Below are 25,199 nucleotides of genomic sequence, written 5' to 3'. Positions count from 1 at the left end.
GTCCGACGCGCCTGTCCTCCCGCGTGCGCGGAAGAATGGAGTCATGAGCCACAAGCCCAGCGCAGCCCCCACCGAGGTCCCCGCCCAGCAGCCGCCGCAGAAGTTCGCCTCCCCGTCGGCACCATCGGCCGCGGACATCTCCGCCGCCGCCGCCGCACGCGCCGGTACGCCCGAGGCGGTCGCCGCACGCGCGGCCACCGGCGCCCACGCCCGCCTGGGGTCCATAGCCGCCCACCGACCGCACGTCGATCTGGAACCGGATCTCGACGCGGATCTGGACGCCTACGACGAGAAGGACACCGGTGAGCTGCCCCCGGGCCGCTTCCTCGACCGGGAGCGCAGCTGGCTCGCCTTCAACGAGCGCGTCCTGGAGCTCGCCGAGGACCCCGCCACGCCCCTCCTGGAGCGCGCGAACTTCCTGGCGATCTTCGCGAGCAACCTCGACGAGTTCTTCATGGTCCGCGTCGCCGGCCTCAAGCGCCGCATCGCGACCGGCGTCGCCACCCGTTCGGCCTCAGGGCTGCAGCCCCGTGAGGTCCTCGACCTCATCTGGACCCGCTCCCGCGAGCTCATGGCCCGCCACGCCGCCTGCTTCCAGCAGGACATCTCCCCCCAGCTCGCCGAGGAAGGCGTCCACCTCATCCGGTGGCCCGACCTCACCGAGAAGGAGCAGGCGCGCCTCTTCACCCTGTTCCGCAACCAGATCTTCCCGGTGCTCACCCCGCTGGCCGTGGACCCCGCGCACCCGTTCCCGTACATCTCCGGGCTCTCCCTGAACCTGGCCGTGGTCGTACGCAATCCCGTCAGCGGCCACCGCCACTTCGCCCGCGTCAAGGTCCCCCCGCTCCTCTCCCGCTTCCTGGAGGCCTCCCCGCAGCGCTACGTCCCGCTGGAGGACGTCATCGCCGCGCACCTGGAGGAGCTGTTCCCGGGCATGGAGGTGCTCGCGCACCACATGTTCCGCGTGACCCGCAACGAGGACCTCGAAGTCGAAGAGGACGATGCGGAGAACCTCCTCCAGGCCCTGGAGAAGGAACTGATGCGGCGCCGCTTCGGCCCGCCGGTGCGCCTGGAGGTCGAGGAGTCCATCGACCCCGGCGTCCTGGACCTGCTCGTGCAGGAGCTGAAGGTCAACCCGTCCGAGGTCTACCCGCTCCCCGGCCCCCTCGACCTGACGGCCCTCTTCGGGATCGCCTCCCTGGACCGCCCCGAGCTGAAGTTCCCGAAGTTCGTCGCCGGCACGCACCGCGACCTCGCCGAGGTCGAGTCCGCGTCCGCGCCCGACATCTTCGCCGCGCTGCGCGAACGCGACGTGCTGCTGCACCACCCGTACGACTCCTTCTCCACCTCGGTGCAGGCCTTCCTGGAGCAGGCCGCCGCCGACCCGGACGTCCTGGCGATCAAGCAGACGCTGTACCGGACCTCCGGCGACTCCCCGATCGTGGACGCCCTGATCGACGCCGCCGAATCCGGCAAGCAGGTCCTCGTACTCGTCGAGATCAAGGCCCGCTTCGACGAGCAGGCCAACATCAAATGGGCCCGCAAGCTCGAAGAGTCCGGCTGCCACGTCGTCTACGGCCTCGTCGGCCTCAAGACCCACTGCAAGCTGTCGCTCGTCGTCCGCCAGGAGGGCGACACGCTGCGCCGCTACTCCCACGTCGGCACCGGCAACTACCACCCCAAGACGGCACGCCTCTACGAGGACCTCGGCCTGCTCACCGCCGACCCGCAGGTCGGCGCGGACCTCTCCGACCTCTTCAACCGGCTGTCCGGCTACTCGCGCCGCGAGACCTACCGCCGGCTGCTGGTGGCCCCGCGCTCGCTGCGCGACGGCCTGGTCTCCCGGATCGACAAGGAGGCCGCCCACCACAAGGCGGGCCGCCCCGCGTACGTCCGTCTCAAGATGAACTCCATCGTCGACGAGGCACTCATCGACTCCCTCTACCGGGCCTCGCAGGCGGGCGTGCCCATCGACATCTGGGTCCGCGGCATCTGCGCGATCCGCCCCGGTGTCCCCGGGCTCTCGGACAACATCCGGGTCCGCTCGATCCTCGGCCGCTTCCTGGAGCACTCCCGGGTCTTCGCCTTCGGCAACGGTGGCGAACCCGAGGTGTACATAGGCAGCGCCGACATGATGCACCGCAACCTCGACCGCCGTATCGAGGCACTGGTCAGGGTCGCCGACCCGGCCCACCGCGCGGCACTGGACCGGCTGCTGGAAACCGGTATGTCCGACGAGACCAGCTCCTGGCACCTGGGCCCGGACGGCGAATGGACCCGGCACAGCACGGACAGCGAAGGCCAGCCGCTGCGGCACGTTCAGGAGATGCTCATTGACGCCCGGAGGCGCCGGCGTGGCTCAGCCAAACCATGACCTGACCGCGACGACGGCAGGCACCGTGCTCGGTACGTACCTGCGTGCGCAGGCCACCGCATTCCTGCGGGGCCTGCGCCTGCACGAGGAGGGTGCCGCGAACGGCAGCGCCGAGGGCAGCGAGGCGGCGCGCAGCCTGCGGGGGGCTGCGCGCCGGATCTCCTGTTCCCTGTCCACGTTCAGGGCGGTGGCCGATTCCTCCTGGGCGGATTCGCTGCGCACCGAGCTGGTCTGGCTGTCGGCGACCCTGGCCGACGAACACGCGTACGCGGCCCGGCTGCTGCGGCTGATGGACGCCCTGCAGCGGCTGTCGGGGAGCCCCGAGGTACCGGCCCCCAGGGGCACGGCGGGCTCGCTGACCGTGGGCTCCGCCCGCGCGGGCGCCCTGCTGGAGCGCCAGCTCACCCTGGCCCGCACCCGGGCCCACTCGGCGACCCTGCACGCGCTGGGCTCGTCCCGCTTCCACGCCGTCGCGGACGCGGTCGCGGTGCTGGCCTCCGAGGTCCCGCTGGACCCCGTGGCGGCCCGGGGCCGGGTGGACGACGTCCTGGTCCCCCTCGCCGAGGTGGCTCATTCCCGCCTGTCCGCGGCGGTGCACGCCCTGCCGGCCCCCTCGCCCTCGCACCCGTACGACGCGGACCACGACAGCGCGTGGAACGACGTGCGCCGCCTGCTGCGCGTCCACCGCTACGCCCAGGAGGCCCTGGGCGGCGACGTGGCCCGCCTGACGGTCGCGGGCGAGGCCCTGACCCGCCACCGGGACGCCGCGGAAGCCGCCGCCGCCTCGGCCACGGCGGCCCGCACCCCCCGCATCGCCCCGGCAACGGCCTACGCCCTGGGCGTCCTGCACGCGGACCAGCGCCACGAGGTGGAAGCCTCCCGCGCCGCCTTCCAGCACCTGTGGGAACCGGCCGATTCCAGCCACGCCGGGGTCTGACCGCACCGGCCCCGGCGGCATCGCGCGCACTCCCGACGGGTCACGCAATGGTAACGGCGGGATAACGGGAGATGGCGCCGGATGTCGAACCCGCCCGGACACACCACCCCGTCCGCCACGGTTCACCATCCGTTCACTTACCCCGGTCGGCCGCTTCACCTGATCTGCCTAACTTCGTAGATGCAGGGAGCGAGTCGCCGCGGAGGCGGACGATTCCTCCGGGCAACCGACGTAGTCCTCTTCGCACGCCGCCCCGATACAGAAAGCGGCCGGCGGCTTCTGGAAGGAAACACCCGAAAGTGAAGCTTCAGCGCAAGAACATGCTTCGTGCCTCCGCCCTCGGGGCGCTCGTCGTGTCCGGCGCCCTGGTCCTCACGGCGTGCGGCTCGGACGACAACACCAAGAACGACGCCGGCGCCTCGGGCAAGCCTTCCGCCGCCGTGGGCGACATCAAGTGCGACGACGCCAAGGGCAAGCTCCTCGCCTCGGGCTCCTCCGCGCAGAAGAACGCGGTCGACCTGTGGGTGAAGGCGTACATGGCCGCCTGCCCCGGCATCGAGGTCAACTACAAGTCCTCCTCCTCCGGTGAGGGCATCGTCGCCTTCAACCAGGGCACCGTCGGCTTCGCCGGTTCGGACTCCGCGCTGAAGCCCGACGCCGTCGAGGAGTCGAAGAAGATCTGCACCGGCGGTCAGGGCATCGACCTGCCGATGGTCGGCGGCCCCATCGCCATCGGCTTCAACGTCGCCGGCGTGGACAAGCTGGTCCTGGACGCCCCCACCCTCGCCGCGATCTTCAACGACAAGATCAAGAAGTGGGACGACGAGGCGATCAAGAAGCTGAACCCGGGCGTCACGCTTCCCTCCACCGCGATCCAGGCCTTCCACCGCTCCGAGGACTCGGGCACCACCGAGAACCTCGGCAAGTACCTCAAGGCCGCCGCCCCCGAGGCGTGGACCTACGAAGCCGCGAAGAAGTGGCCGGCCCCGGGTGGCCAGGCCGCCTCCGGCTCCGCCGGTGTCGCCTCGCAGGTCAAGGCCGTCGACGGCGCGATCGGCTACTTCGAGCTCTCCTACGCCTCCTCGCAGAGCATCAAGACCGTGGACGTCGCCACCGGCGCCGCCACCCCGGTCAAGGCCACCGGCGAGAACGCCTCCAAGGCCATCGCCGCCGCCAAGATCTCCGGCACCGGCGACGACCTGGCACTGAAGCTCGACTACGCCACCAAGGCCGAGGGTGCGTACCCGATCGTCCTGGTGACCTACGAGGTCGTCTGCGACAAGGGCAACAAGGCCGAGACGCTCCCGGCCGTGAAGTCCTTCCTGAACTACACCGCGTCCGACGCGGGCCAGAAGATCCTCCTCGACAACGGCTACGCGCCGATCCCGGCCGAGATCAACGCCAAGGTCCGCGAAGTCATCGCGAAGCTCGCCTAATCCAGACCCCCGGGACCACCGGTCCGCTCCCCCCGTCCGGGGGGCGGACCGGCCCCGGGGACCCTCCCCTCCACCCAGGGGATCCGGTGCACCGCCGCCAGGGGGCCTGCCCCCGTCCAGACCGGAAAGATCATGGCTTCCATCACACCCACCCAGATAGACACGGCTCCGCCTGTCTCCAAGAGCGGAAGGTCCACCGGCCGCGCCGGTGACAAGATCTTCGCGGGCCTCTCCAAGGGCTCCGGCATCCTGCTCCTGGTGATCATGGCGTCGATCGCCATCTTCCTCACCTACCGCGCTTCGATCGCTCTGGCCGACAACGAGGGCAACTTCCTCACCACGTTCGACTGGAACGCGTCGGCCAAGCCCCCCGTCTTCGGCATCGCCGTGCTGCTCTTCGGCACCGTCGTCAGCTCGATCATCGCGATGCTCATCGCGGTTCCGATCGCCGTCGGCATCGCCCTCTTCATCTCGCACTACGCGCCGCGCAAGCTGGCCGCGCCCCTCGCCTACGTGGTCGACCTGCTGGCCGCCGTGCCGTCGATCATCTACGGCATCTGGGGCGCCCTCTTCCTCGTCCCGTACCTCGGCGGCCTGAACATGTGGCTCGACGAGTACATGGGCTGGACCTACGTCTTCGACAAGACCCAGGTCGGCGTCGCCCGCTCGCTCTTCACCGTCGGCATCCTGCTCGCGATCATGATCCTGCCGATCGTGACCAGCGTCAGCCGCGAGGTCTTCCTCCAGGTCCCGCGCATGAACGAGGAGGCCGCACTGGCCCTCGGCGCGACCCGCTGGGAAGTCATCCGGATGTCGGTCCTGCCCTTCGGCCGCTCCGGAGTCATCTCCGCCTCGATGCTCGGCCTCGGCCGCGCGCTCGGCGAGACCATGGCCGTCGCGACCGTCCTCTCCCCGAGCTTCCTGATCTCCGGCCACATCCTGGACCCGGGCGGCGGCACGTTCGCGCAGAACATCGCCGCAAAGTTCGACGAGGCCAACGAGTTCGGCCGCGACGCCCTGATCGCCTCCGGTCTCGTGCTCTTCCTGCTCACCCTGCTGGTCAACGGCGCCGCCCGGCTGATCATCGCCCGTCGCAAGGACTTCTCGGGGGCGAACGCCTGATGAGCCACGCACTCCAGGACCAGCGCCCCTCCCGGGCCACCCGGTCCGTCGCCCCCGGCAGCCTGACGCAGGGCCACCTGCCCCGCTGGGCCCCGGCCGGCATCGCCGTCGCCTCGGCCGCCCTCGGCTCCGGCATCGGCGCCGTCTTCGGCCTCGACAGCAAGATCCAGTGGGGTCTGCTCGCAGCCGTCCTCTTCGTGGTCATCACGTACACGGCCAGCTCGATCGTCGAGAACCGCCGCCAGGCCAAGGACCGGGTCGCGACCTCCGTCGTCTGGGTCTGCTTCGTCCTCGCCCTCGTCCCGCTGCTCTCGCTGCTGTGGACGACGATCAGCCGCGGCATGAAGGTCCTCGACGGGGACTTCCTCGGCCACTCGATGAACGGCGTGACCAGCTTCGAGGCCGGCGGCGGCGTCTACCACGCCCTCCTCGGCACCATCGAGCAGGTCGCCCTCGCCACCGCGATCTCGGCCCCGATCGGCCTGCTGACCGCCGTCTACCTGGTCGAGTACGGCAAGGGCTCGCTCGCCAAGGCCGTCACCTTCTTCGTCGACGTCATGACCGGCATCCCCTCCATCGTCGCGGGTCTGTTCATCCTGACGACGTGGAACCTGATGCTCGGCTTCGGCCCCTCCGGCTTCGCCGGCGCGATGGCCCTGTCGATCCTGATGATGCCCGTCGTGGTCCGCTCCACCGAGGAGATGCTCAAGCTCGTCCCGAACGAGCTGCGCGAGGCCGCCCTGGCCCTCGGTGTGCCGAAGTGGCGCGTGATCCTCAAGGTCGTGCTGCCCACGGCCATTGGCGGCATCGCCACCGGTGTGATGCTGGCCGTGGCCCGCATCGCCGGTGAGACCGCGCCGATCATGCTGCTGGTCTTCGGTACCCAGCTGATCAACAACAACCCCTTCGAAGGCGCCCAGTCCTCGCTCCCCCTGTACATCTGGGAGCAGTACAAGGTCGGCAGTGAAGCCTCCTACGACCGGGCATGGGCCGCAGCGCTCGTCCTGATCGCCTTCGTCATGATCCTCAATCTGGTGGCCCGCGGCATCGCCCGCTGGAAGGCTCCCAAGACCGGTCGCTGACGCGACCACCCGAAAGCGAAGTGACCCCTCATGGCTAAGCGAATCGACGTCAGCGGACTGTCCGCCTTCTACGGCACCCACAAGGCCATCGACGACATCTCGATGACCGTGGAACCCCGCTCCGTGACGGCCTTCATCGGCCCCTCCGGCTGCGGCAAGTCCACCTTCCTGCGCACCCTGAACCGCATGCACGAGGTCACCCCCGGCGGCCGCGTCGAGGGCAAGGTGCTGCTGGACGACGAGAACCTGTACGGCCCCGGCGTGGACCCGGTCGCGGTCCGCCGCACGGTCGGCATGGTCTTCCAGCGCCCGAACCCCTTCCCCACCATGTCGATCTTCGACAACGTGGCGGCGGGCCTGCGGCTGAACGGCTCCTTCAAGAAGTCCGAGCTCACGGACATCGTCGAGAAGTCCCTCCAGGGCGCCAACCTCTGGAACGAGGTCAAGGACCGGCTGAACAAGCCCGGCTCCGGCCTCTCCGGCGGCCAGCAGCAGCGCCTGTGCATCGCCCGCGCCATCGCGGTCGAGCCCCAGGTCCTCCTGATGGACGAGCCCTGCTCGGCCCTCGACCCGATCTCCACCCTCGCCATCGAGGACCTGATCGGCGAGCTCAAGGAGCGCTTCACGATCGTCATCGTGACGCACAACATGCAGCAGGCGGCGCGCGTCTCCGACCGCACGGCCTTCTTCAACCTGTCCGCGGTCGGCCAGCCCGGAAAGCTCATCGAGATCGACGACACGGACCGGATCTTCTCGAACCCGTCCGTCCAGGCGACCGAGGACTACATCTCGGGCCGCTTCGGCTAGACCCGGGATGTGATGGAGCGTCCTGCGGTGCTGCATGGCGGTGCCACCGCAAGGCGAAAGGGCCGGTTCCCCCTGGGTGGGGGGAACCGGCCCGCTTCTTTTCCCGCTTCTTTTCCTACGACTCGTGCGGTCACACGAAGGCGAGGTTGACCACCCAGAAGCTGAGGGCCGCGACCAGCGCCGCGGCCGGCATGGTGATGAACCAGCCCAGGATGATGTTCTTGGCGACGCCCCAGCGGACCGCGTTCACCCGCTTGGTCGCGCCCACACCCATGATCGCCGAGGTGATCACGTGCGTGGTGGAGATCGGCGCGTGGAAGAGGAACGCCGAGCCGAACATGATCGAGGCGCCGGTGGTCTCCGCCGCGAAGCCCTGCGGCGGGTCCAGCTCGATGATCTTGCGGCCGAGGGTGCGCATGATGCGCCAGCCGCCCGCGTACGTACCCAGCGAGAGCATCACGGCGCACGCGATCTTGACCCAGACCGGGATCGAGTCGCCCGCGTTCTGCACGTCGGCGATGACCAGGGCCATCATCACGATGCCCATCGTCTTCTGCGCGTCCTGCAGACCGTGGCCGAGCGCCATGCCGGCCGCCGAGACCGTCTGCGCGATGCGGAATCCGCGCTTGGCCTTGTGCGGGTTGGCACGGCGGAACATCCACATGATGGCGACCATCACCAGGTAACCGACCACGAGGCCGACCACCGGCGAGATGAACATCGGGATGACGACCTTGTCGACCACGCCCGACCAGAGCACCTCGGTGCCGCCCGCCAGCGCCGCGCCCACCATGCCGCCGAACAGCGCGTGCGAGGAGGACGAGGGCAGGCCGAAGTACCAGGTGATCAGGTTCCACACGATCGCGCCGACGAGCGCCGCGAAGAGGATCCACATGCCCCGGTTGCCGTGGGGCGTCTCGATCAGGCCCTCGCTCACCGTCTTGGCGACCCCGCTGCCGAGGAAGGCACCGGCGAGGTTCATGACCGCGGCCATCGCGAGCGCGGCACGCGGGGTCAGCGCACGGGTCGAGACCGAGGTCGCGATCGCGTTCGCGGAGTCGTGAAAACCATTCGTATACGTAAAGCCGAGCGCGACACCGATGGTCACGATCAGAGCGAAGGTGTCCACGAGGTTCAGGACTCCTTGACCGCGATGGTCTCCACCGTGTTCGCGACGTGCTCGAACGCGTCGGCCGCCTCTTCGAGCACGTCGACGATCTGCTTGAGCTTCAGCACCTCGATGGCGTCGTACTTGCCGTTGAAGAGCTGGGCGAGCAGCTTGCGGTGGATCTGGTCGGCCTGGTTCTCGAGGCGGTTGACCTCGATCCAGTACTCGGTCAGGTTCTCCATGGTGCGCAGGTGGGGCATGGCTTCGGCGGTCAGCTCGGCCGCGCGCGCCAGTACCTCGATCTGCTGCTCGACGCCCTTGGGCAGTTCCTCCACGTTGTAGAGGACGACCAGGTCGACCGCCTCCTCCATGAAGTCCATGATGTCGTCGAGGCAGGACGCCAGGTTGTAGATGTCCTCGCGGTCGAACGGCGTAATGAAGGAGGAGTTGAGCTGGTGGAAGATCGCGTGGGTCGCGTCGTCTCCCGCGTGCTCCGCTGCCCGCATCCGCTCCGCGATCTCGGCTCGGGCGGAGGAGTCCGCTCCGAGCAGTTCCATGAGGAGCTTGGAGCCCGTGACGATGTTGTCCGCGGATGCGGCGAACATGTCGTAGAAGCTCGTCTCCCTGGGGGTCAGACGAAATCGCACGTGAGGTCCTCGGGGTGCATTGGATTCGGTCAGGCTGATGCTAGGCGCATCCCCCGGCCACGGCTAACCGGCAGTTCCCCAGTGTCCTCCATCAGGCAGAGTGAGGACGACGGGCCCCTGCCCCTGCGGCCGGGGGCCGGTACCCTATACCCATGAGGGGTATAGGCCCCCATTCCGGACCACGGGAGGACGCATGACTGCCATCCAGGCGGAGGGCTCCGGAGCCACCACGGACGCGGCCACGGCTACGGACGCGACCGCGGGCACGGACGCGGTGACGGACACGAGCGCCGGCGCCGGCGCGGTGCACGGCTACCACCACCAGAAGGACGAGCACCTCAAGCGCCTGCGCCGGATCGAAGGCCAGATCCGGGGCCTCCAGCGCCTCGTCGACGAGGACGTCTACTGCATCGACATACTCACCCAGGTCTCGGCCAGCACGAAGGCGCTCCAGTCCTTCGCGCTCCAGCTACTGGAGGAGCACCTGCGGCACTGCGTCGCCGACGCGGCCCTCAAGGGCGGGGGAGAGATCGACGCCAAGGTCGAGGAAGCGACGAAGGCGATCGCCCGGCTGCTGCGCACCTGACCGACCGCACGAGCGCCCGCGCCGGCGAGCGCACGAGGGGCGGGCCCGGGGAGCGGGTGTCAGCCGGACCAGACGCCCATGAGCACCTCGTCGATCCGGTCCTGACTGAGCCTCTCCTCGGCCACGGCCGACGCCGCGATGATCAACTCTCCGCACAGCTCGATCTCGGCGAGCGCCACGAGGTCCTGCACCGTCGAACCGCCTGCGGGAGTCACGCGCGTCACCTCAATCTGCCGTCGTCCGGTCGCCGGCGCTCGGCTTCTCAGCGTAGGGAGCGCACGGCGCGGCGCGCATGACACCGATGGACCATTTCCGGCCCCCCCCCACCGTGGACGGACGGCCGGCCGTGGCCCGATCGCGCCGCCCCCGGGGGCTCCGGCCGGCTAATCGGCGATCTTCCCGGCGTAAATGTCCCCCTCGGCCGGCAGTACGACGGTGACCGGGGTCCCGAAGCCGTAGAGCAGCGTGGTGGACGACACATCGATCACGCCGTTGTTGACGTAGCTGAAGCGGTGGCGGACCTTCCGCAGGAGGCCCTCGGAGTCCAGGTAGGCATCGAACGGCACCGCGTCCTTGCTGAACCCTTTCGCCGCCGCCTCCAGCGCCCCCTTCACCGCCGGTGAGGCCTGCGCCGCGGCCCGCGCGATGTCGGTCGTCCCCCGGTAGTGGCGCACCTTGGTCCCGGCCACCTCGGTCTCGCCCACGTACGTCACCTCCTGCGCCCCGCGCAGCAGTTCGGCGGCGGCCATCGGATCGGTGGCCCCGCCGGTGACGAGGTTCCCGTCGGCGAGGGCCGTCGTGTCGACGCGGACCCACTTGTCGTCGGGGACGCCCGCACCCCGGTTCTTCATGTACAGCGCGCCGGGCACGAGCAGCTCGGTGATGGGCCGGTGCTCGGCCTTGCCCTTGGCGTCTTCGGGGAGCATGACCAGCAGCTGCCCCATCCGGTTCTCGAAGTCGACCCCGCCCTCGCCCCGGATCGTGACCCGGGTGCCGCCCGTCGCCATCTCCATGGCCGTACGGGCCTGCGCGCTCCCGGTCCTGAAGAGCACGTCGGCGGCTCCGCGGACCGTCGCCGCCGGGTCGTCCGCGGGCCGGGCGTCGTCGCCCGCGACGGCGTCGCCACCGCACCCGCTCAACGCCGCCACCGTCAGGGCCAGGCCGACCGCGACCGCAGCCCGACCCGCGCGACCCCGCCTCCGCCTGTGCTGGTGCACCACCATCGCCTGCCAACCCCCAACGCGTGACCGCTGTTTGCCCGAGGCCCCCACCCGCTCCGCTTAACGAGGTCCCGGGCCTCCCGTCACGGCCACGCCCTCCTCGCGCCGGGCCAGTGCCCCGCCCGCCCCCGGCCCGGTACCTTGGTGGAGTGGAACCGCACACCGAAGCGACTCTCGTCCCTCCGCTTGCCGCAGTGCCGCTGCCCCGCGACCCCGGTCCCGGCACCGTCCCGACGCCGACCCCCTCCACCGATCACGCCACGAGCACCTCGGAACGGGGCTCCTTCAGCCTGGCCGCCTGTACGTGCGGCTGGCGCGGCCCGGCCCGCCGCTCCCGTGACCTGGCCCGCAAGGACGCCGCCGGCCACGCCCCGGAGTAGCCCGATCGGACGGCCCGGCTGGCCGACGCGCCCGGGAGCGGTTGCCCTTGTCTCATGCCCGGACCCGCGCCACGACTCGCCGCCCTCACCTGGGCCCTGCTGATCGCGTTCGTCCCCGTCACCCCGGCCCGGGCCAGCCCCGTGGGTACGGCGGACGGCCCCGGCGACGTCGCCCTGGCCATCGGCGTCACCACCGCCGCGGCCACCGCGACCGGCCTGTGGCTGCGCTCCCGCTACCGGCGCTCCGAGGCGGAGGCGGACGGCACGGACCACGGCGGCGAAGCGTGACCCCGCCTCCGCGCCCCCGGCCGGCCGCCGTCCGCGTCTGCTTCGGGGCCGCGGCGCTGTGCCTGCTGGTGGCCGTGGCGCTGAGCGTCTGGGACGCGTACGGCATCGGCTGACGCTCCGGGCTCCGCCCGGAGCACCGCCTCAGGCGGCGAGGTCGTTCTCGTGCCCGCGCCCCGCCGGCTCCGTCGCCGCGAGGTCCACCGGCCGGGCCACCACGCGGTCGCGCGCCCGGACCAGGACGCCCAGCCTCGGGGACCGGGCCACCGCCCGCACCACCGGGGTCAGCAGCGCCATCGCGAGCGGTGCGAGCAGCAGCACCACCGCGGTGCCCAGGGCGAGCCCGCCGATGACGTCGGTCGGATAGTGCAGGCCCATGTAGACCCGCGTGAACCCCTCCGCCAGGGCCAGCCCGATCCCGATGAAGCCGAGCTTGCGGCGGGCGACGAACAGGCCGACGCCGAGCGCCATCGCGAGCGTGGCGTGGTCGCTGACGAAGGAGAAGGCACTGTGGCCGATCCCGGCGCCGGGCTCCAGCACCTCGACCCCGCCGTGCTGCGCGGCCGGCCGCGGCCGGCCCACGAACTCCCGCAGCGGGACGTTCAGGAGCAGCGCGGCCCCGGCGGCGAGCGGGGCCCACACGAGCGCCGCGAAGGACTCGACGGCGGCGGCCTCTTCCTGCCGGCGCGCTCCGCGCCAGCACCACAGCACCAGGAGGACGAGGGCCAGCAGGATCCCGTACTCGCCGAGGAGCGCGACCGTCCGGTCCAGCCAGCCCGGGGCCTGCCGCGCCAGTCCGTTGATCTCGTACAGCAGGCTTACATCCACGTTCGGCCCACCTGTTGTGAGTCCAGCCATGGTGATGCGGCCCCTTGCCCTTGCCTTGGTACCCGTACGGCCGCACGCCGATGTGCGGCCCTTCGCCCCCGGTGATCAATCCGGCGCTTCCGCTCGTCCTGCCCCCAGTGACCATGGAACGCCCGTTCTGGCGGCTACGTTCCACTCTCCACCGAATGATCACCCCAACGTTATCGAAGAGTGACTCATCGTTGCAGCTCAGGGCCTTCGGTTCACGCTGTGTTGCCGACGCCCTCGCGCCGGGGCAGGGCCTCCGCGCCGTCCTTCGTCACGCGCGTCGCGCCGAAGTAGTCGGGCGTGTCGATCTTGTCGAAGCGGATCACGGCTCCGGTGAACGGGGCGTTGATCATGTAACCGCCGCCCACGTAGAGCCCGACGTGCCGGATCTCCCGGGAGTTCGTCAGATCGTCGGAGAAGAACACCAGGTCCCCCGGCAGCAGTTCGGCGCGCGAGGGATGCGGACCGGCGTTGTACTGGTCGTTCGCCACGCGCGGCAGATCCACCCCCACCGACTCGTACGCGGCCTTGGTCAGCCCCGAGCAGTCGAACCGCCCGCCCTGCTCGGGCGTCCCGTTGCCGCCCCACAAGTAGGGGGTGCCCAGTTGCTTCTGCGCGAAGTAGATCGCCCCGGCGGCCTGCTGCGAGGGCGCGACCCGCCCGATGGGGGCCTCGAAGCTCTTGGCGAGGGTCGTGATCTTCTTCACGTACCCCTGGGTCTCCCGGTAGGGCGGGACGCCCCCGTACTTCTGCACCGCACCCGGACCCGCGTTGTAAGCGGCCAGCATGTTCGAGACGGCGTCCCCGGGCACCTTGCCCACCTGCCGCGCCAGCACGCAGTCGTACGAAGCCGCCGACGGGATCGCGTCGTTCGGATCCCAGATGTCACGGTCCCCGTCGCCGTCCCCGTCGATGCCCTGCGTCGCCCACGTCCCCGGGATGAACTGCGCGATGCCCTTCGCGTCCGCCGGGCTCACCGCGCCCGGGTTCCAGCCGCTCTCCGAGTAGAGCTGGGCCGCCAGCACCGCAGGGGTGAGCGTCGGGCAGAGGTTGCCCCACTTCTGCACGAGGGACTGGTACTTCCCCGGCACGGCACCCTTCGCGAGCCCACCGGCCCGCCCACCGGCGCCGGCGATGCCCGCGGCCGCCGAGTACGTACCGACCACGAGCAGGGCGAGAAAGCACAGGCACGCCCCGAAGCTGATTCCACCGACCACCCAGAGTCTGCGCACCCGCCAACCTTCCCCCATCGAACGGCTTTTCCCGGGGCTCCCGCCACCCCGTGTCGAATCATCCCGCCGGGGAAGCGGCACAGGAACCGTCGCACCCCCGGCACTTGGAGCACAGACCGCGGCGGACGGGTGAACTCATAGGACGATACGAAGTATTTGAACCCCTGTCCCCTACCCCCTCGGGGCGACGAACAGACTCTGTGCGCTCCGCCCGATCGGCCCCTTCTCGTCGTGCAGCCGCGCGTCCGCCAGCCCGATGCCCGCCGCGTCCACGCTCGTACGGGCCTCCACGCACACCCATTCACCGGCCGGATGGCGGTGCAGGTGCACGGTGAGGTCCCCGTTGACGAAGAGGTACCGCCCGAAGTCCACGACCGAGCTGATCCCGTTGCCCGAGTCCGCCGCGACCAGGACCCGGTCCAGGGGCCGGGGCTCCTCACCGGCGACGAGCGGCACCCTCATCCGCATCCAGCAGGTCCCGGGACCGAGCTCGACGAACGCACCCCGCGTGAAGCGGGTCTCCATCGCCGAGTGGTACCCCTGCTCCCACGGCACCGGGAAGAACGGCGTCGGCCCCACCTCCCCCGGCGGCGGCAGCTCCGGCCCGGGCACGACCGACGGCACGGACTCCCCCGCCACCCGGATCCGCAGCGCCCGCGCCAGCATCACGGGCGCGGCCCCGGCGGGAGCGAGCGCGGCCTCGACCACCTCGGTCCCGCGGCCGGACCGCAGCACACTGGTCGTCAGCTCCAGCGGACCGATCGGCACCGGGCGCAGGATCTCGTAGGTGATCCGGGCGATCCGCATGTCGTCCCGTCCGCCCGGCCGTTCCTCGATCGCCCGCCCGAGCAGCGCGGCCGGCGGGCCGGCGTGCTGCGAGCCGGGATCCCACGGGCCGCGCGTGTAACCGCTCGACAGGAACCGCCCCGCGTCGATCCGCTCGTAGAACCCGTCCACATCACTGACGCCACTCACACCGCTCTCGGCACCCATGGCCGCCACGCTACCGACTGGTAATCCGCGACCGCCAGCCCCACCGTCCCGCGGAACCCGAAAGCTCAGCGGGCGAAGCCCAGCCCCACCCCGAGCCCCACCAGGACCGAGCCGATGGCCCGGTTCAGCGCCTTCTGGGCCTTCAACATCCGGTCGCGCAGCCGGGAGTTGGAGAAGAACAGCGCGACCGCCCCGAACCAGCCCAGGTGCGCCGCCGACATGAACAGCCCGTACCCGGCCTGCTGCCACACCGGGGTCCCCGGCCCGACCACCTGCGTGAAGGTGGACACGACGAACAGCGTGGTCTTCGGGTTGAGCACGTTGGTCAGGAAGCCGCTCCTGAGCGCCCCGAACGGCGTCAGCCCGCCCTTCTCCTCCAGGTCCACGGCCACCTCGGTCCGCGCCCGGAAGGTCCGTATCCCGATCCACACCAGGTACGCGGCGCCCGCGAGCTTGATCACCGTGAACAGTTCGGCGGAGGAGGCGATCAGCAGACCGACCCCGAGCATCGTGTAGGAGACGTGGACCAGCACCCCGGCCGCGACCCCGGCGGCCGCGAACAGGCCGGTGGGCCGCCCGTAGAGGTAGCTGTTGCGGACGACCATGGCGAAATCCGCGCCCGGACTGATGACGGCGAGGAAGGTGATGACGGCTACTGCGATCACTTCGGTCATACGACGATGCTCGCCGGACCCTCCCATGACGATCAAGAGCTTTCCGCATCCCGGCCACCCGCCGCCCGCACAACTCCCCCACGAGGAGACAATGGGTACGTGCCCAAGCCTCCCTCCACCGACCCCGCCGCCGGCCCCTCCACCGGCCCCGACGCCCCCGCCCCGCTGCCCCTCCTGCAAGCGGACTGCGCCAACTGCTTCGCGCTCTGCTGCGTCGCCCTGCCCTTCGCCAAGTCCACCGACTTCGCCGCGAACAAGCCCGCCGGCACCCCCTGCAAGAACCTCGGCCAGGACTTCCGCTGCGGCATCCACACCCGCCTGCGCGACAAGGGCTTCCAGGGCTGCACCGTCTTCGACTGCTTCGGCGCCGGCCAGCAGGTCTCCCAGATCACCTTCGGCGGCCGCGACTGGCGCTCCCACCCCGCCACCGCCGGCACGATGTTCACCGTCTTCCCCGTGATGCGGAGCCTGCACGAGCTGCTCTTCTACCTCGCCGAAGCCCTCACCCTCCCCGCCGCCCGCCCCCTCCACGCGCAGCTGCGCACCGCCCTGGCCGACACCACCCGGTGGACCGCGGCGACCCCGGAGGCCCTCGCGGAGTTCGACATCACCCCGCTGCGCCAGGAGGTGAACACCCTCCTCCTCGAAACCAGCGAGCTCGTACGGGCCAAGGTGGCGGGCCGCAAGAAGAACCACCGCGGCGCCGACCTGATGGGCGCCCGCCTCCCCGGCGCGGACCTGCGCGGCGCCAACCTCCGCGGCGCCTACCTGATCGCCGCCGACCTCAGCGGCGCAGACCTGCGCACGGCCGACCTCATCGGCGCGGACTTCCGCGACACCGACCTGCGCGAAGCGGACCTCACGGACGCCCTCTTCCTCACCCAGCCCCAGCTGAACGCGGCCCGGGGCAACACCGCGACCCGCATCCCGCCCTCCCTCACGCGCCCCGCGCACTGGCTGGAGGACCGCCCGGGCCGCTGACGGCGCACACCGCACACCGATGCGCCCCCGACGCCTCCACACGCCCCTCCGTGAAGGTCACCCTCCGCAATCAACCCCCTACGGTGGGCCGGAGACACCCGCACACGACGCCCGACCACGCCCCCGAACCACGCCCCGTTGCGCCAAACGGCGCGGCCCGATCCGAGCCACCACCGCACCGGGACGACAATCATTGCCCGCGGTCACCGCGCGTGATACACAGAGTGACGATACGTTCTTTCCCCCACACGCCGCCCGACCCCAGGTCAGGACATACGGACGGCACCCGGAGCGACGGATCGGGTAAAGAGAGCAGTCAAGTCGACATCCGACGGCGGTTTCATCAGGGAAGATAGGGCGTGACCCCTGCCGTCCGGGCACGGGCTACCGGAACTACCCATACTGGGGCGGTGAGTTACATGATCCTGGCAGCCGAAAAGGGCGACATCACCACCATCATCGGCGGAATCGCCCCGAACTGGGGGCCGTTCGGCAGTCTCGGCAACGAAGCGAAGATCATGATCGAGGTGGTCATGGCCGTCGCGATCCTGCTCTGCCTGGGAATCGCCATCTGGGGCGCGGCCAAGCAGCGCATCGGCGCCACCGCACTGCGCGACACCTTCAGCGCGGAACAGGGCAAGGGCCTCATCGTGGCCGGCCTGACGGGCGTCTTCATCATCGGGTCACTGGGCACCCTCTTCACGATCGTCTACGGAATGGCCGTCTAGCCCGAGCCCTGATGAGGACTCACCACACCGCGCCTGCGCGGATACCAGCGCTACCGTCGTACGACGCGGAGGGGGCGAACACCGAATGAGCACCGACGACCAATACGGTGGCGGCGAGGTCGGCGGCACCGGCCAGACCCGTACCCGCTTCCCGGAGCCCTCGGACCCGTACGCCCCACCCCGGCGCACCTCCCGAGGCCTCGTCACCGTCGTCGGCGTGGTGGTCCTCCTCATCGCAGCCATCGCCTTCGCCAACCAGTCCCGCACCCCGGAAGACCCCCCCACCGCGGACAAGGCCCCCACGACCACCAACCCAACGGCAGCCACGGGCATCGCCCCGGTCGACGGCAAGTCATCCGGCGTGCCTTCCGGGTTCCCGCAGGATCAACAGGGAGCCCAGTCCGCAGCGTCGAACTACGCCGTCGCACTCGGCTCCGACGGCATGTTCAACCCTGCGCGCAGGCGCGCCATCGTCAACGCCGTCGCAGACGCCGGCACCAGAACCACGCTCCAGAGCGGCTTCGACGCAGACTATTCCCCAGGCCTGCTCGCCCAGATCGGGCTGACCAAGGACGGCCTCGCACCCACGGGGTCCACGTTCGTCAGCCGAACCGTACCGGCTGGCACCAAGGTCACGGCCTTCGCCAACGGGACCGCCTCGGTCGAGGTCTGGTGCATCGGCATGTTCGGATTGACCGGCGAAAAGTCCACCCGTCCCGTGACCAGCGGCTGGTTCACCATCTCCCTGAAGCTGACGTGGAACGGGTCCGACTGGAAGGTCCTCGAGACCGCACAGAAGGACGGCCCCACTCCCGTCACCGGGGACGACCCGGTGTCCAACTCCGACGAGATCGGCCGCGCCGTAACCGAATTCGGAGGCTTCACCTATGCCCGGTAGCCGCAAGCTGCCGCTCCGCGGCATCGGTGCCACGGCGGCAGCCGTTCAGGCCGCCGTCATCCTTTTCGCCGCCCGCGCGACGGCCGCGCCGTCACCGCCGCCGGCCCCGCTGCCAAGCCCGAGCAACTCCTGCGGGCTGATCGCCGGCCCGGCCCGGGACTACTGCGAACGCGGCAACTCCACCCTGCCCGCCGGCACGGGCCTCGCCCCCAGCGACCCCACAGACGCCCTCAACCCCCTCTCCTCCCTCGCAAAGGGCTGCGCCGACGCCGCAGCCTGGATCGTCGGCGAACTCAGCAAAGCGGTCAACGGCACCGCCAACGTCGACTTCACCAACGGCACCTTCCTCAAGCAGTACGCCATCGTCTTCGCCGCCTCCACCATCCTCACGCTCATCCTCTGGCTCTTCGCCGTCGCCAAACGAGCCATCCGCGGCGTCCCCTTCACCACCGCCATGTCCGAAGCCATCGGCTTCCTCTGGCTCACCGTCCTCGCCTCCGCCTTCACCCCCCTCATCCTCTACACCGTCGTCTCCGCCACCGACGGCGTCACCGAGGTCATCGCCTCCGCCACCGGCGGCCAGACGGACGTCTTCTTCGGCTCCTTCGCCGAGGCCCTCAAAAAGGGCGACGACATCGGCGGCGGCCCGATCATGCTGATCGTCGTCGCCCTCGTCACCGTCCTCGCCGCCGGCATCCTCTGCCTCGAGCTCGTGATCCGCGCCGCGCTCCTCTACGTCGGCGCCCTGCTCGGCACCGTCGTCTACGCCGGCCTCGTCGACCGCAACCTCTGGGGCCACGTCCGCCGCTGGGCGGGCATCATGATCGCCGTCATCCTCGTGAAGCCGGTCATCGTCATCGTCCTGGGCCTCGCCGGAGCCCTCGCCGGAGAGAAGGGCCCGAACGCCTTCTCCGCGGTCGTCTCCGGCCTCGCCATCATCCTCCTGGCGATCTTCGCCTCCGCGATGATCTACCGCTTCGTCCCCGGCTTCGGCGACGAGATCGCCTCCGCCCGCACCAACCGCAGCAAGGCCACCGATGGCGCCCAGGCGGCCGCCGTCATCAGCTCCCCGGCCTCCCTCGTCTCCCAGGGCATCAAGACCCACAGCAGCCGCGGAGGCGGAAACAGCGGCGGCGGCGCCCACCGCGCCGGCGGCGACAACCAGATCTCCGGAGGCATGGCCGCACACAGCAGCCGCGGCTCCGGCGGAGGAGGAGGCGGGGCCGGCCCCGCCGCCGCACCCCCGCCCCGTACGGGCTCCAGCACGAGGAACACAGGAGGTGACGGGCGGTGACGACCCAGTCCCACCAGCTCCACCCGGTCACGCCCCGCCGCACGTATCTCATCGGCCGGGCCCGGCCGAACGCGATCGTCGGCAAGAACCGCGAGACCGGCGAGATCGCCCTGATCATCGCCGGCGCGTTCCTCGGCATGATGAGCGGACTGCTCGTACCCTCCCTCACCCTGCGCATCGTCTCCCTCGCCGGCTTCCCCATGGTCGCCCTCGCCGCCGTCTACGTCCCCTACCGCGGCCGCACCTTCTACCGCTGGTTCGAGATCAACCGCAGCTACAAGCGCACCCTGCGCCGCGGCACCACGTTCCGCTCCGGCGCCATGGAAGCCGGCATCCGCGCCGTCGACGGCCGCGAGGTCGAGGTCGGCCCGCCCCCCGGCATCGGCCGCATCAACTGGCTCGCCGCCCCCTTCGGCCCCGACGAGATCGCCGTCCTGCTCCACGCGGACCGCAGAACCGTCACCGCCGCCATCGAGATCGAGGGCCCCGGCGTCGGCCTGCGCGACAGCGAGGACCAGGAAGCCCTCGTCGACCGCTTCGGCACCCTCCTCAAGCACGTGGCCAACGGCGACGGCTTCGTCACCCGCCTCCAGATGCTCGTACGCACCCTGCCCGCCGACCCGGAGGCCCACGACAAGGACGTGGCCGCCCGCGGCGACACCAACGCCCCCGTCTGGCTGCGCGATTCGTACGACCAGCTCCAGTCGATGGTGTCGACCTCCTCCGAGCAGCACCGCGCGTACCTCGTCGCCTGCATCCACTTCACCCGCGAACTCGCCGCCGAGGCCCACACCATCGCCCGCGCCGCGATCCCCCACAAGGGCCGCAGGGTCGACCGCGACGCCGGCCTCGCCATCGTCATGGCCCGCGAGCTCACCGACATCTGCGCCCGCCTCGCCGAGGCCGACATCCGCGTCCGCCAGCCGCTGGGCCAGGGCCGCCTCGCCTCCCTCGTGCACTCCATGTACGACCCGGACCACCCCATCGACCACATCCAGGCCATGACCAAGCGCAACGCCTGGCCCGCGGAACTGGACGCCGTCGAACCGACCTACCTCCAGGCCAAGACCCGCGAGTCCTCCACCCGCGCCCCCTGGTGCCACGCCACCGCCTGGGTGAAGGAATGGCCGATGACCCCGGTCGGCGTGAACTTCCTCGCCCCGCTCCTGGTCCACACCCCCGACGTCATCCGCACGGTCGCCGTCACCATGGACCTGGAGCCCACCGAGATCGCCATCGAGCGCATGCTCACGGAGAAGACGAACGACGAGGCCGACGCCAGCCGCGCCGCCAAGATGAACCGCACCGTCGACCCCCGCGACATCGCCGCGCACGGCCGGCTCGACCAGCGGGGCGAAGACCTCGCGAGCGGCGCCGCCGGAGTCAACCTGGTCGGCTACATCACCGTCTCCTCCCGCTCCCCCGAAGCCCTCGCCCGCGACAAGCGCACCATCCGTGCCTCGGCGGGCAAGTCCTACCTGAAGCTCGAATGGTGCGACCGCGAGCACCACCGCGCCTTCGTCAACACCCTGCCGTTCGCCACCGGCATCCGACGCTAGCTGGAGGGAATGGCCGCCCATGCGAGATCCCATGTCCGCCCTGACGGACGCCTTCACCAGCTTCCTGTTCGGCAAGGTGGAAACCACCCGCCTCCCCGTCCGCACGTCCACGGGCCAGGCCCAAGCCGTCTACCTGCCCACGGCCGCCCCCGGTCTGGGCGACTCCGGCGTCATCATCGGCCGTGAGGTCTACAGCGGCAAGGGCTACATCTACGACCCCTTCCAGCTGTACGGCCAGCAGCTCCCGGCCCCCCACTGGCTGGTCCTGGGCGAATCGGGCAACGGCAAGTCCGCCCTCGAAAAGACCTATGTCCTACGCCAACTCCGCTTCAGGGACCGCCAGGTCGTCGTCCTGGACGCCCAGGGCGAGGACGGCGTCGGCGAGTGGAACCTCATCGCCCAGCAGCTGGGAATAACCCCCATCCGCCTGGACCCCATCGCCGCGAACGACGACGGGATCCGCCTCAACCCCCTCGACCCGGCGATCACCGCGACGGGCCAGCTCGCGCTGCTCCGCACCATCATCGAAGTCGCCATGGGCCACGGCCTCGACGAACGCTCCGGCTTCGCCCTGAAGGTCGCCCACGCCTACGTCGTGGAAACCATCACGGACCGCCAGCCGGTCCTGATGGACATCGTGGAACAACTGCGCCACCCGGAGCCGGAATCGGCCCTCTCCATGAACGTGGCCATAGACGACGTCCGCGCCTGGGGCCTGGACGTCGCGCTCGTCATCGACCGCCTGGTCGACGGCGACCTGCGCGGAATGTTCGACGGCCCGACCACCGTGGGCATCGACCTCGACGCGCCCCTCATCGTCTTCGACCTGTCCCACATCGACCGCAACTCCATCGCCATGCCGATCCTGATGGCGATCGTCGGCGTGTGGCTGGAGCACACCTGGATCCGCCCGGACCGCAAGAAGCGCATCTTCCTGGTCGAAGAGGCCTGGCACATCATCAACAGCCCCTTCGTGGCCCAGCTCTTCCAGCGCCTCCTCAAGTTCGGCCGGCGCCTCGGCCTGTCCTTCGTGGCGGTGGTCCACCACCTCTCGGACGTGGTCGACGGCGCGGCGGCACGCGAGGCCGCAGCGATCCTCAAGATGGCCTCGACCCGCACGATCTACGCCCAGAAGGCGGACGAAGCCCGCGCCACGGGCCGCGTCCTGGGCCTCCCCCGCTGGGCGGTGGAAATCATCCCGACCCTCACCCCCGGCATCGCGGTCTGGGACGTGAACGGCAACGTCCAGGTCGTCAAACACCTGATCACCGAGGCCGAACGCCCCTTGGTCTTCACGGACCGCGCCATGACCGAGTCCTCGGTCCAGCACCGCCTCCCCGACGACCTCCTGGCCGCCGAACTGGAAACAGAAGAACGAGCCCTCCTGATGGAACGCCACCGCAACTCCGGCGGCTCGGCCACCACGGTGGCCTGACATGCCCCAGCGCACGGACCACCCGGACCCCCGCCCCCAGGGCGGCATCCCGGACGGCCTCCTCGTGGGCCTCCTGGCCTTCCTCCTGGGCCTGGCCGTCCTCACGTGGACGGCCACCGGCCTGGCGGCCCTCTTCACGAAGGGCGCCTGGCCGAGCAAGGTCACCTTCACCCGCACCCCGACCGCGGTCCGCTCGCTGATAGCTCAACCCCACGACATCCCGGCCGCCTGGCCGGACACACCCCCCGAGGCCCTCTCCAACTGGGGCCTCTTCTGGGGCCTGTTCATCAGCCAGCTCCTGGTCCTCCTGGTCCTGACCATCTTCACCCTGGGCGTCGTGGCCCGCACGAAATCCCGCCACCGCCTGAAAGCCGAACAGGCCCGCCAAGGCCCGCCCCCCGCAGCGCCCGCAACCTCACAGCCACACGCAGCCCAGCCGGCATCGCAGCGCTACTCGGTCCCGCCGGCATCGCAGCCGTACTCAGCCCCTCCGGCGTCGCAGCCAATCTCAGCCCCTCCGGCGTTTGAGGAGCGGGGGTCCGGGGGCTGGCCCCCGGCAACGGCACCGCACCCACCCACGGTCCCCACCCCCACCACCCCGCCGACGTCGCAGCCGTATTCAGCCCCTCCGGCGTTTGAGGAGCGGGGGACCGGGGGCAGAGCCCCCGGCAACGGCGCCGCACCCACGGACGAGGCATACCGCTACGGCTTCGGCTACGCCCCCAGCCCGCCCAGCCCCAGCCCCAGCCCCACGCCCGGCCAGGGCTACGGTCTCGCCTACGCCCCACCCCAGGCCCGAACCACGGCCGCCACAGCGGCCATCGCGGCAGCAACCGGCGCGGTCCTCGTGATCACGTCCTCCCCCGCGCTCTGGTCGGACACGAAGGACGCCCGCTCCAAACTGGGCCCCGTCCTCCTCTACGACCCCTCCCACCTCTGCGACACCCCGGCCCGCATCCACTGGAGCCCCACCGAAGGCTGCGCGGACCGCGCCACCGCCGCCGCCCGCGCCATCGCGCTCCTGGCCCCGGTCCGCCCCCAGGCCCGTATGGACTCCGCCCTCGCGGACACCGCGGAAACGCTCCTCCGCAGCTGGCTCCAGGCCGCCGCCCTGGACAACCGCCCGTTCAAGCAACTGCACCGCTGGGCCCAGGGCACCAACGCCCAGGAACCGGTCCGCATCCTCCGCACCCACCCCCAGGCGGCAACCGCCGCCCCCGGCGCGGCCGGCGAGCTGGAGAGCGCCCTCACCGCCCACCCCGACCGCCGCGAACTCGCCCAACACCTCACGGCCCGGGCCCTGACGGCCCTCTCCTCGATCCACATCCGGGAATCCTGCACCCCGAACCGAACCGATTCCCTCGCCCTCGCATCGTTCGTCTCCGAAGGGGGCACCCTCTACGTGGTGGGCGAACCCCTGGAAGACCCCCGGGCCCACCCGGGTGCGATGCCGCTGCTGACCGCACTCGCCTCCAGCGTGGTCGAGCACGGCCGCCGCATGGCCGCACGGTCATCCGACGGTCGGCTCGACCCACCACTGAGCCTGGTTTTCGAGGACGTCGCCGCCGTGGCCCCGATCCCCCAACTGCCGCAGCTCCTCCAGGACACGACGCTCCCGCTCCTCGCCCTGTGCCGCAGCCGCGAGCAGGCCCGCTCCCGCTGGCCGGAAGCGGACCTCCCCGTATCCGCCCGCTAAGCGGGACGCGGGAACACGTACTCCAGCTCCTTCGCCGACGGATCGGTCGGCATCGGCACGACCTTCCCGCTGGGCACGAACCCGAAGCGCCGGTAGAACGCCCCTGCCCGCGCGTTGTCCTCGTGCACGAAGAGCCGTACGCGCGCCAGCACCGGCTCCTCCAACCCCCAGGCCCACTCCAGCGCGGCCGCGAACAGCGCCTCGGTCAGCCCGATGCCCCGCTGCGCCGGCCGGACGAACACGCCCACGAAGTGCGCCTGGGCCTGCTCGATCTCCCCGTCGAAGATGTCGGTCGTGCCGGCCGCCTCGACGAGGACGCTCACCGTCCCGACCCATTCCCCATCGGGCCCCTCGGCAACGAACTGCCGGATGCCCGGCCCCGTCGCAGCCCCGGCAGCCCTCTCCTGCCAGAACTCGTCAGGCTTCGCCTCTCCCTGCTCGAGGGTCTCCAGGAAAGCCACCGGCGCGGCCGGATCCCGCAGAGCCGCGAGCCGCAGCTCCTTCACCTCGGCCCACTCGTCGGCCCGTACAGGACGTATCACGTACTCGTTCATAGCTCGGGATCCTAACGAGCCGGCCACCCGACCTCACCCGAGTTTCCACGCGCCGACGAGTTTCCACGCGCCGACCACACAAGCCCAGAAGACCCCGTAAACGCAGAAAAGCCCCGCACCGAACCCGTAAGGGCTGGTGCGGGGCTTTCCCACAATGATTGTTCGGCGGCGTCCTACTCTCCCACAGGGTCCCCCCTGCAGTACCATCGGCGCTGAAAGGCTTAGCTTCCGGGTTCGGAATGTAAACCGGGCGTTTCCCTAACGCTATGACCACCGAAACACTATGAAGTTAACCAACCGGATATGAACACAGTTC

25 protein-coding genes and 1 rRNA gene are annotated in these 25,199 nt (G+C 70.5%); 16 read left to right on the top strand and 10 right to left on the bottom strand.

The annotated features are described in order from the left end of the window. Positions 1–43: 43 nt before the first annotated feature. From ACE1OC_RS21910 to pstB, 6 genes are all read left to right on the top strand, one after another. Positions 44–2,374 (top strand): RNA degradosome polyphosphate kinase, encoded by a 2,331-nt coding sequence (locus ACE1OC_RS21910; protein ID WP_407838404.1) that lies wholly within the window; start codon positions 44–46, stop codon positions 2,372–2,374. Continuing rightward, positions 2,355–3,311 (top strand): CHAD domain-containing protein, encoded by a 957-nt coding sequence (locus tag ACE1OC_RS21905; RefSeq protein WP_407838403.1) that lies wholly within the window; start codon positions 2,355–2,357, stop codon positions 3,309–3,311. The genes ACE1OC_RS21910 and ACE1OC_RS21905 overlap by 20 nt, the downstream gene beginning before the upstream one ends. A 299-nt stretch (positions 3,312–3,610) precedes the next feature. Beyond that, entirely contained in the window at positions 3,611–4,747 is a 1,137-nt protein-coding gene (gene pstS, locus ACE1OC_RS21900; RefSeq protein ID WP_407838402.1) for a phosphate ABC transporter substrate-binding protein PstS, read from the top strand. Positions 4,748–4,879: 132 nt separating this feature from the next. Beyond that, positions 4,880–5,869, top strand: coding sequence for a phosphate ABC transporter permease subunit PstC (gene pstC, locus ACE1OC_RS21895; protein WP_274548355.1), 990 nt, complete (start codon positions 4,880–4,882; stop codon positions 5,867–5,869). Then, positions 5,869–6,951, top strand: a complete 1,083-nt coding sequence (gene pstA / locus ACE1OC_RS21890; protein ID WP_407838401.1) for a phosphate ABC transporter permease PstA — start codon at positions 5,869–5,871, stop codon at positions 6,949–6,951. Before pstC ends, pstA begins: the two co-directional genes overlap by 1 nt. 30 nt (positions 6,952–6,981) lie before the next feature. Then, positions 6,982–7,758, top strand: coding sequence for a phosphate ABC transporter ATP-binding protein PstB (gene pstB, locus ACE1OC_RS21885; protein ID WP_385181894.1), 777 nt, complete (start codon positions 6,982–6,984; stop codon positions 7,756–7,758). A gap of 130 nt (positions 7,759–7,888) precedes the next feature. Here the strand turns inward: pstB and ACE1OC_RS21880 are convergent, their stop codons facing one another. Further along, positions 7,889–8,887, bottom strand: coding sequence for an inorganic phosphate transporter (locus ACE1OC_RS21880; protein ID WP_250744618.1), 999 nt, complete (start codon positions 8,885–8,887; stop codon positions 7,889–7,891). Positions 8,888–8,892: 5 nt separating this feature from the next. Beyond that, complete coding sequence (locus ACE1OC_RS21875; protein ID WP_150519007.1) at positions 8,893–9,513, bottom strand: DUF47 domain-containing protein; 621 nt, start codon at positions 9,511–9,513, stop codon at positions 8,893–8,895. Between the two features lie 193 nt (positions 9,514–9,706). Here ACE1OC_RS21875 and ACE1OC_RS21870 point away from each other — a divergent pair, with 193 nt between their 5' ends. After that, positions 9,707–10,099 carry a metal-sensitive transcriptional regulator gene (locus ACE1OC_RS21870; protein WP_407838400.1) on the top strand — a complete coding sequence of 131 codons (393 nt, stop codon included), beginning with the start codon at positions 9,707–9,709 and terminating at the stop codon, positions 10,097–10,099. Positions 10,100–10,158: 59 nt separating this feature from the next. Here the strand turns inward: ACE1OC_RS21870 and ACE1OC_RS21865 are convergent, their stop codons facing one another. Both ACE1OC_RS21865 and ACE1OC_RS21860 read right to left on the bottom strand, forming a co-directional pair. Continuing rightward, on the bottom strand, positions 10,159–10,314 hold the full coding sequence (locus tag ACE1OC_RS21865; RefSeq protein WP_250744641.1) for a hypothetical protein: 156 nt from the start codon (positions 10,312–10,314) through the stop codon (positions 10,159–10,161). Positions 10,315–10,482: 168 nt separating this feature from the next. Continuing rightward, complete coding sequence (locus tag ACE1OC_RS21860; RefSeq protein ID WP_407838399.1) at positions 10,483–11,322, bottom strand: hypothetical protein; 840 nt, start codon at positions 11,320–11,322, stop codon at positions 10,483–10,485. Between the two features lie 146 nt (positions 11,323–11,468). Between ACE1OC_RS21860 and ACE1OC_RS21855 the strand changes: the two genes are divergently transcribed. Next, entirely contained in the window at positions 11,469–11,699 is a 231-nt protein-coding gene (locus ACE1OC_RS21855; protein ID WP_407838398.1) for a hypothetical protein, read from the top strand. 54 nt (positions 11,700–11,753) lie between these two features. Beyond that, the gene (locus tag ACE1OC_RS21850; protein WP_407838397.1) at positions 11,754–11,987 is read left to right on the top strand and encodes a hypothetical protein; all 234 of its coding nucleotides are present in this window, start codon (positions 11,754–11,756) and stop codon (positions 11,985–11,987) included. A gap of 141 nt (positions 11,988–12,128) precedes the next feature. Here ACE1OC_RS21850 and ACE1OC_RS21845 read toward each other — a convergent pair whose 3' ends face one another. The 4 genes from ACE1OC_RS21845 to ACE1OC_RS21830 all read right to left on the bottom strand — a co-directional run bounded on the left by ACE1OC_RS21845 (position 12,129) and on the right by ACE1OC_RS21830 (position 15,738). Next, the gene (locus ACE1OC_RS21845) at positions 12,129–12,842 is read right to left on the bottom strand and encodes a phosphatase PAP2 family protein (RefSeq protein ID WP_407838396.1); all 714 of its coding nucleotides are present in this window, start codon (positions 12,840–12,842) and stop codon (positions 12,129–12,131) included. Between the two features lie 212 nt (positions 12,843–13,054). Beyond that, positions 13,055–14,071, bottom strand: a complete 1,017-nt coding sequence (locus ACE1OC_RS21840) for an NlpC/P60 family protein (protein ID WP_407838395.1) — start codon at positions 14,069–14,071, stop codon at positions 13,055–13,057. 171 nt (positions 14,072–14,242) lie between these two features. Further along, positions 14,243–15,064, bottom strand: a complete 822-nt coding sequence (locus ACE1OC_RS21835) for a thioesterase family protein (protein WP_407838394.1) — start codon at positions 15,062–15,064, stop codon at positions 14,243–14,245. A 65-nt stretch (positions 15,065–15,129) separates the two neighbouring features. Beyond that, positions 15,130–15,738 carry a LysE family translocator gene (locus tag ACE1OC_RS21830; RefSeq protein WP_250744626.1) on the bottom strand — a complete coding sequence of 203 codons (609 nt, stop codon included), beginning with the start codon at positions 15,736–15,738 and terminating at the stop codon, positions 15,130–15,132. A gap of 99 nt (positions 15,739–15,837) precedes the next feature. On the opposite strand from ACE1OC_RS21830, the gene ACE1OC_RS21825 reads away from it, so the two are divergent. From ACE1OC_RS21825 to ACE1OC_RS21795, 7 genes are all read left to right on the top strand, one after another. Next, positions 15,838–16,719 carry a pentapeptide repeat-containing protein gene (locus ACE1OC_RS21825; RefSeq protein WP_407838393.1) on the top strand — a complete coding sequence of 294 codons (882 nt, stop codon included), beginning with the start codon at positions 15,838–15,840 and terminating at the stop codon, positions 16,717–16,719. A 419-nt stretch (positions 16,720–17,138) separates the two neighbouring features. Continuing rightward, positions 17,139–17,447: a hypothetical protein gene (locus tag ACE1OC_RS21820; protein ID WP_031145169.1), complete on the top strand. Its 309-nt coding sequence runs from the start codon at positions 17,139–17,141 to the stop codon at positions 17,445–17,447. 85 nt (positions 17,448–17,532) lie between these two features. Beyond that, entirely contained in the window at positions 17,533–18,345 is an 813-nt protein-coding gene (locus tag ACE1OC_RS21815; RefSeq protein ID WP_407838392.1) for a hypothetical protein, read from the top strand. Next, complete coding sequence (locus ACE1OC_RS21810) at positions 18,335–19,639, top strand: hypothetical protein (protein ID WP_407838391.1); 1,305 nt, start codon at positions 18,335–18,337, stop codon at positions 19,637–19,639. The genes ACE1OC_RS21815 and ACE1OC_RS21810 overlap by 11 nt, the downstream gene beginning before the upstream one ends. Further along, a complete protein-coding gene (locus tag ACE1OC_RS21805; RefSeq protein ID WP_407838390.1) occupies positions 19,636–21,198 on the top strand; it encodes an SCO6880 family protein in 1,563 nt (520 codons plus the stop codon). Before ACE1OC_RS21810 ends, ACE1OC_RS21805 begins: the two co-directional genes overlap by 4 nt. A 19-nt stretch (positions 21,199–21,217) precedes the next feature. Beyond that, on the top strand, positions 21,218–22,633 hold the full coding sequence (locus ACE1OC_RS21800) for an ATP-binding protein (RefSeq protein WP_407838389.1): 1,416 nt from the start codon (positions 21,218–21,220) through the stop codon (positions 22,631–22,633). A 1-nt stretch (position 22,634) separates the two neighbouring features. Then, a complete protein-coding gene (locus tag ACE1OC_RS21795; RefSeq protein ID WP_407838388.1) occupies positions 22,635–24,329 on the top strand; it encodes a type VI secretion protein in 1,695 nt (564 codons plus the stop codon). On the opposite strand, the gene ACE1OC_RS21790 is transcribed toward ACE1OC_RS21795, so the two are convergent. Then, entirely contained in the window at positions 24,326–24,883 is a 558-nt protein-coding gene (locus tag ACE1OC_RS21790) for a GNAT family N-acetyltransferase (protein ID WP_407838387.1), read from the bottom strand. The genes ACE1OC_RS21795 and ACE1OC_RS21790 overlap by 4 nt on opposite strands. Before the next feature lie 160 nt (positions 24,884–25,043). After that, a 5S ribosomal RNA gene (rrf, locus tag ACE1OC_RS21785) occupies positions 25,044–25,161 on the bottom strand. Positions 25,162–25,199: the final 38 nt, after the last annotated feature.

This window comes from Streptomyces stoeckheimensis, from assembly GCF_045822005.1.
GTDB lineage: Bacteria > Actinomycetota > Actinomycetes > Streptomycetales > Streptomycetaceae > Streptomyces > Streptomyces stoeckheimensis.
The sequence above is the reverse complement of the archived record's forward strand: the minus strand, read 5'-3'. Positions and strand labels throughout refer to the sequence as shown.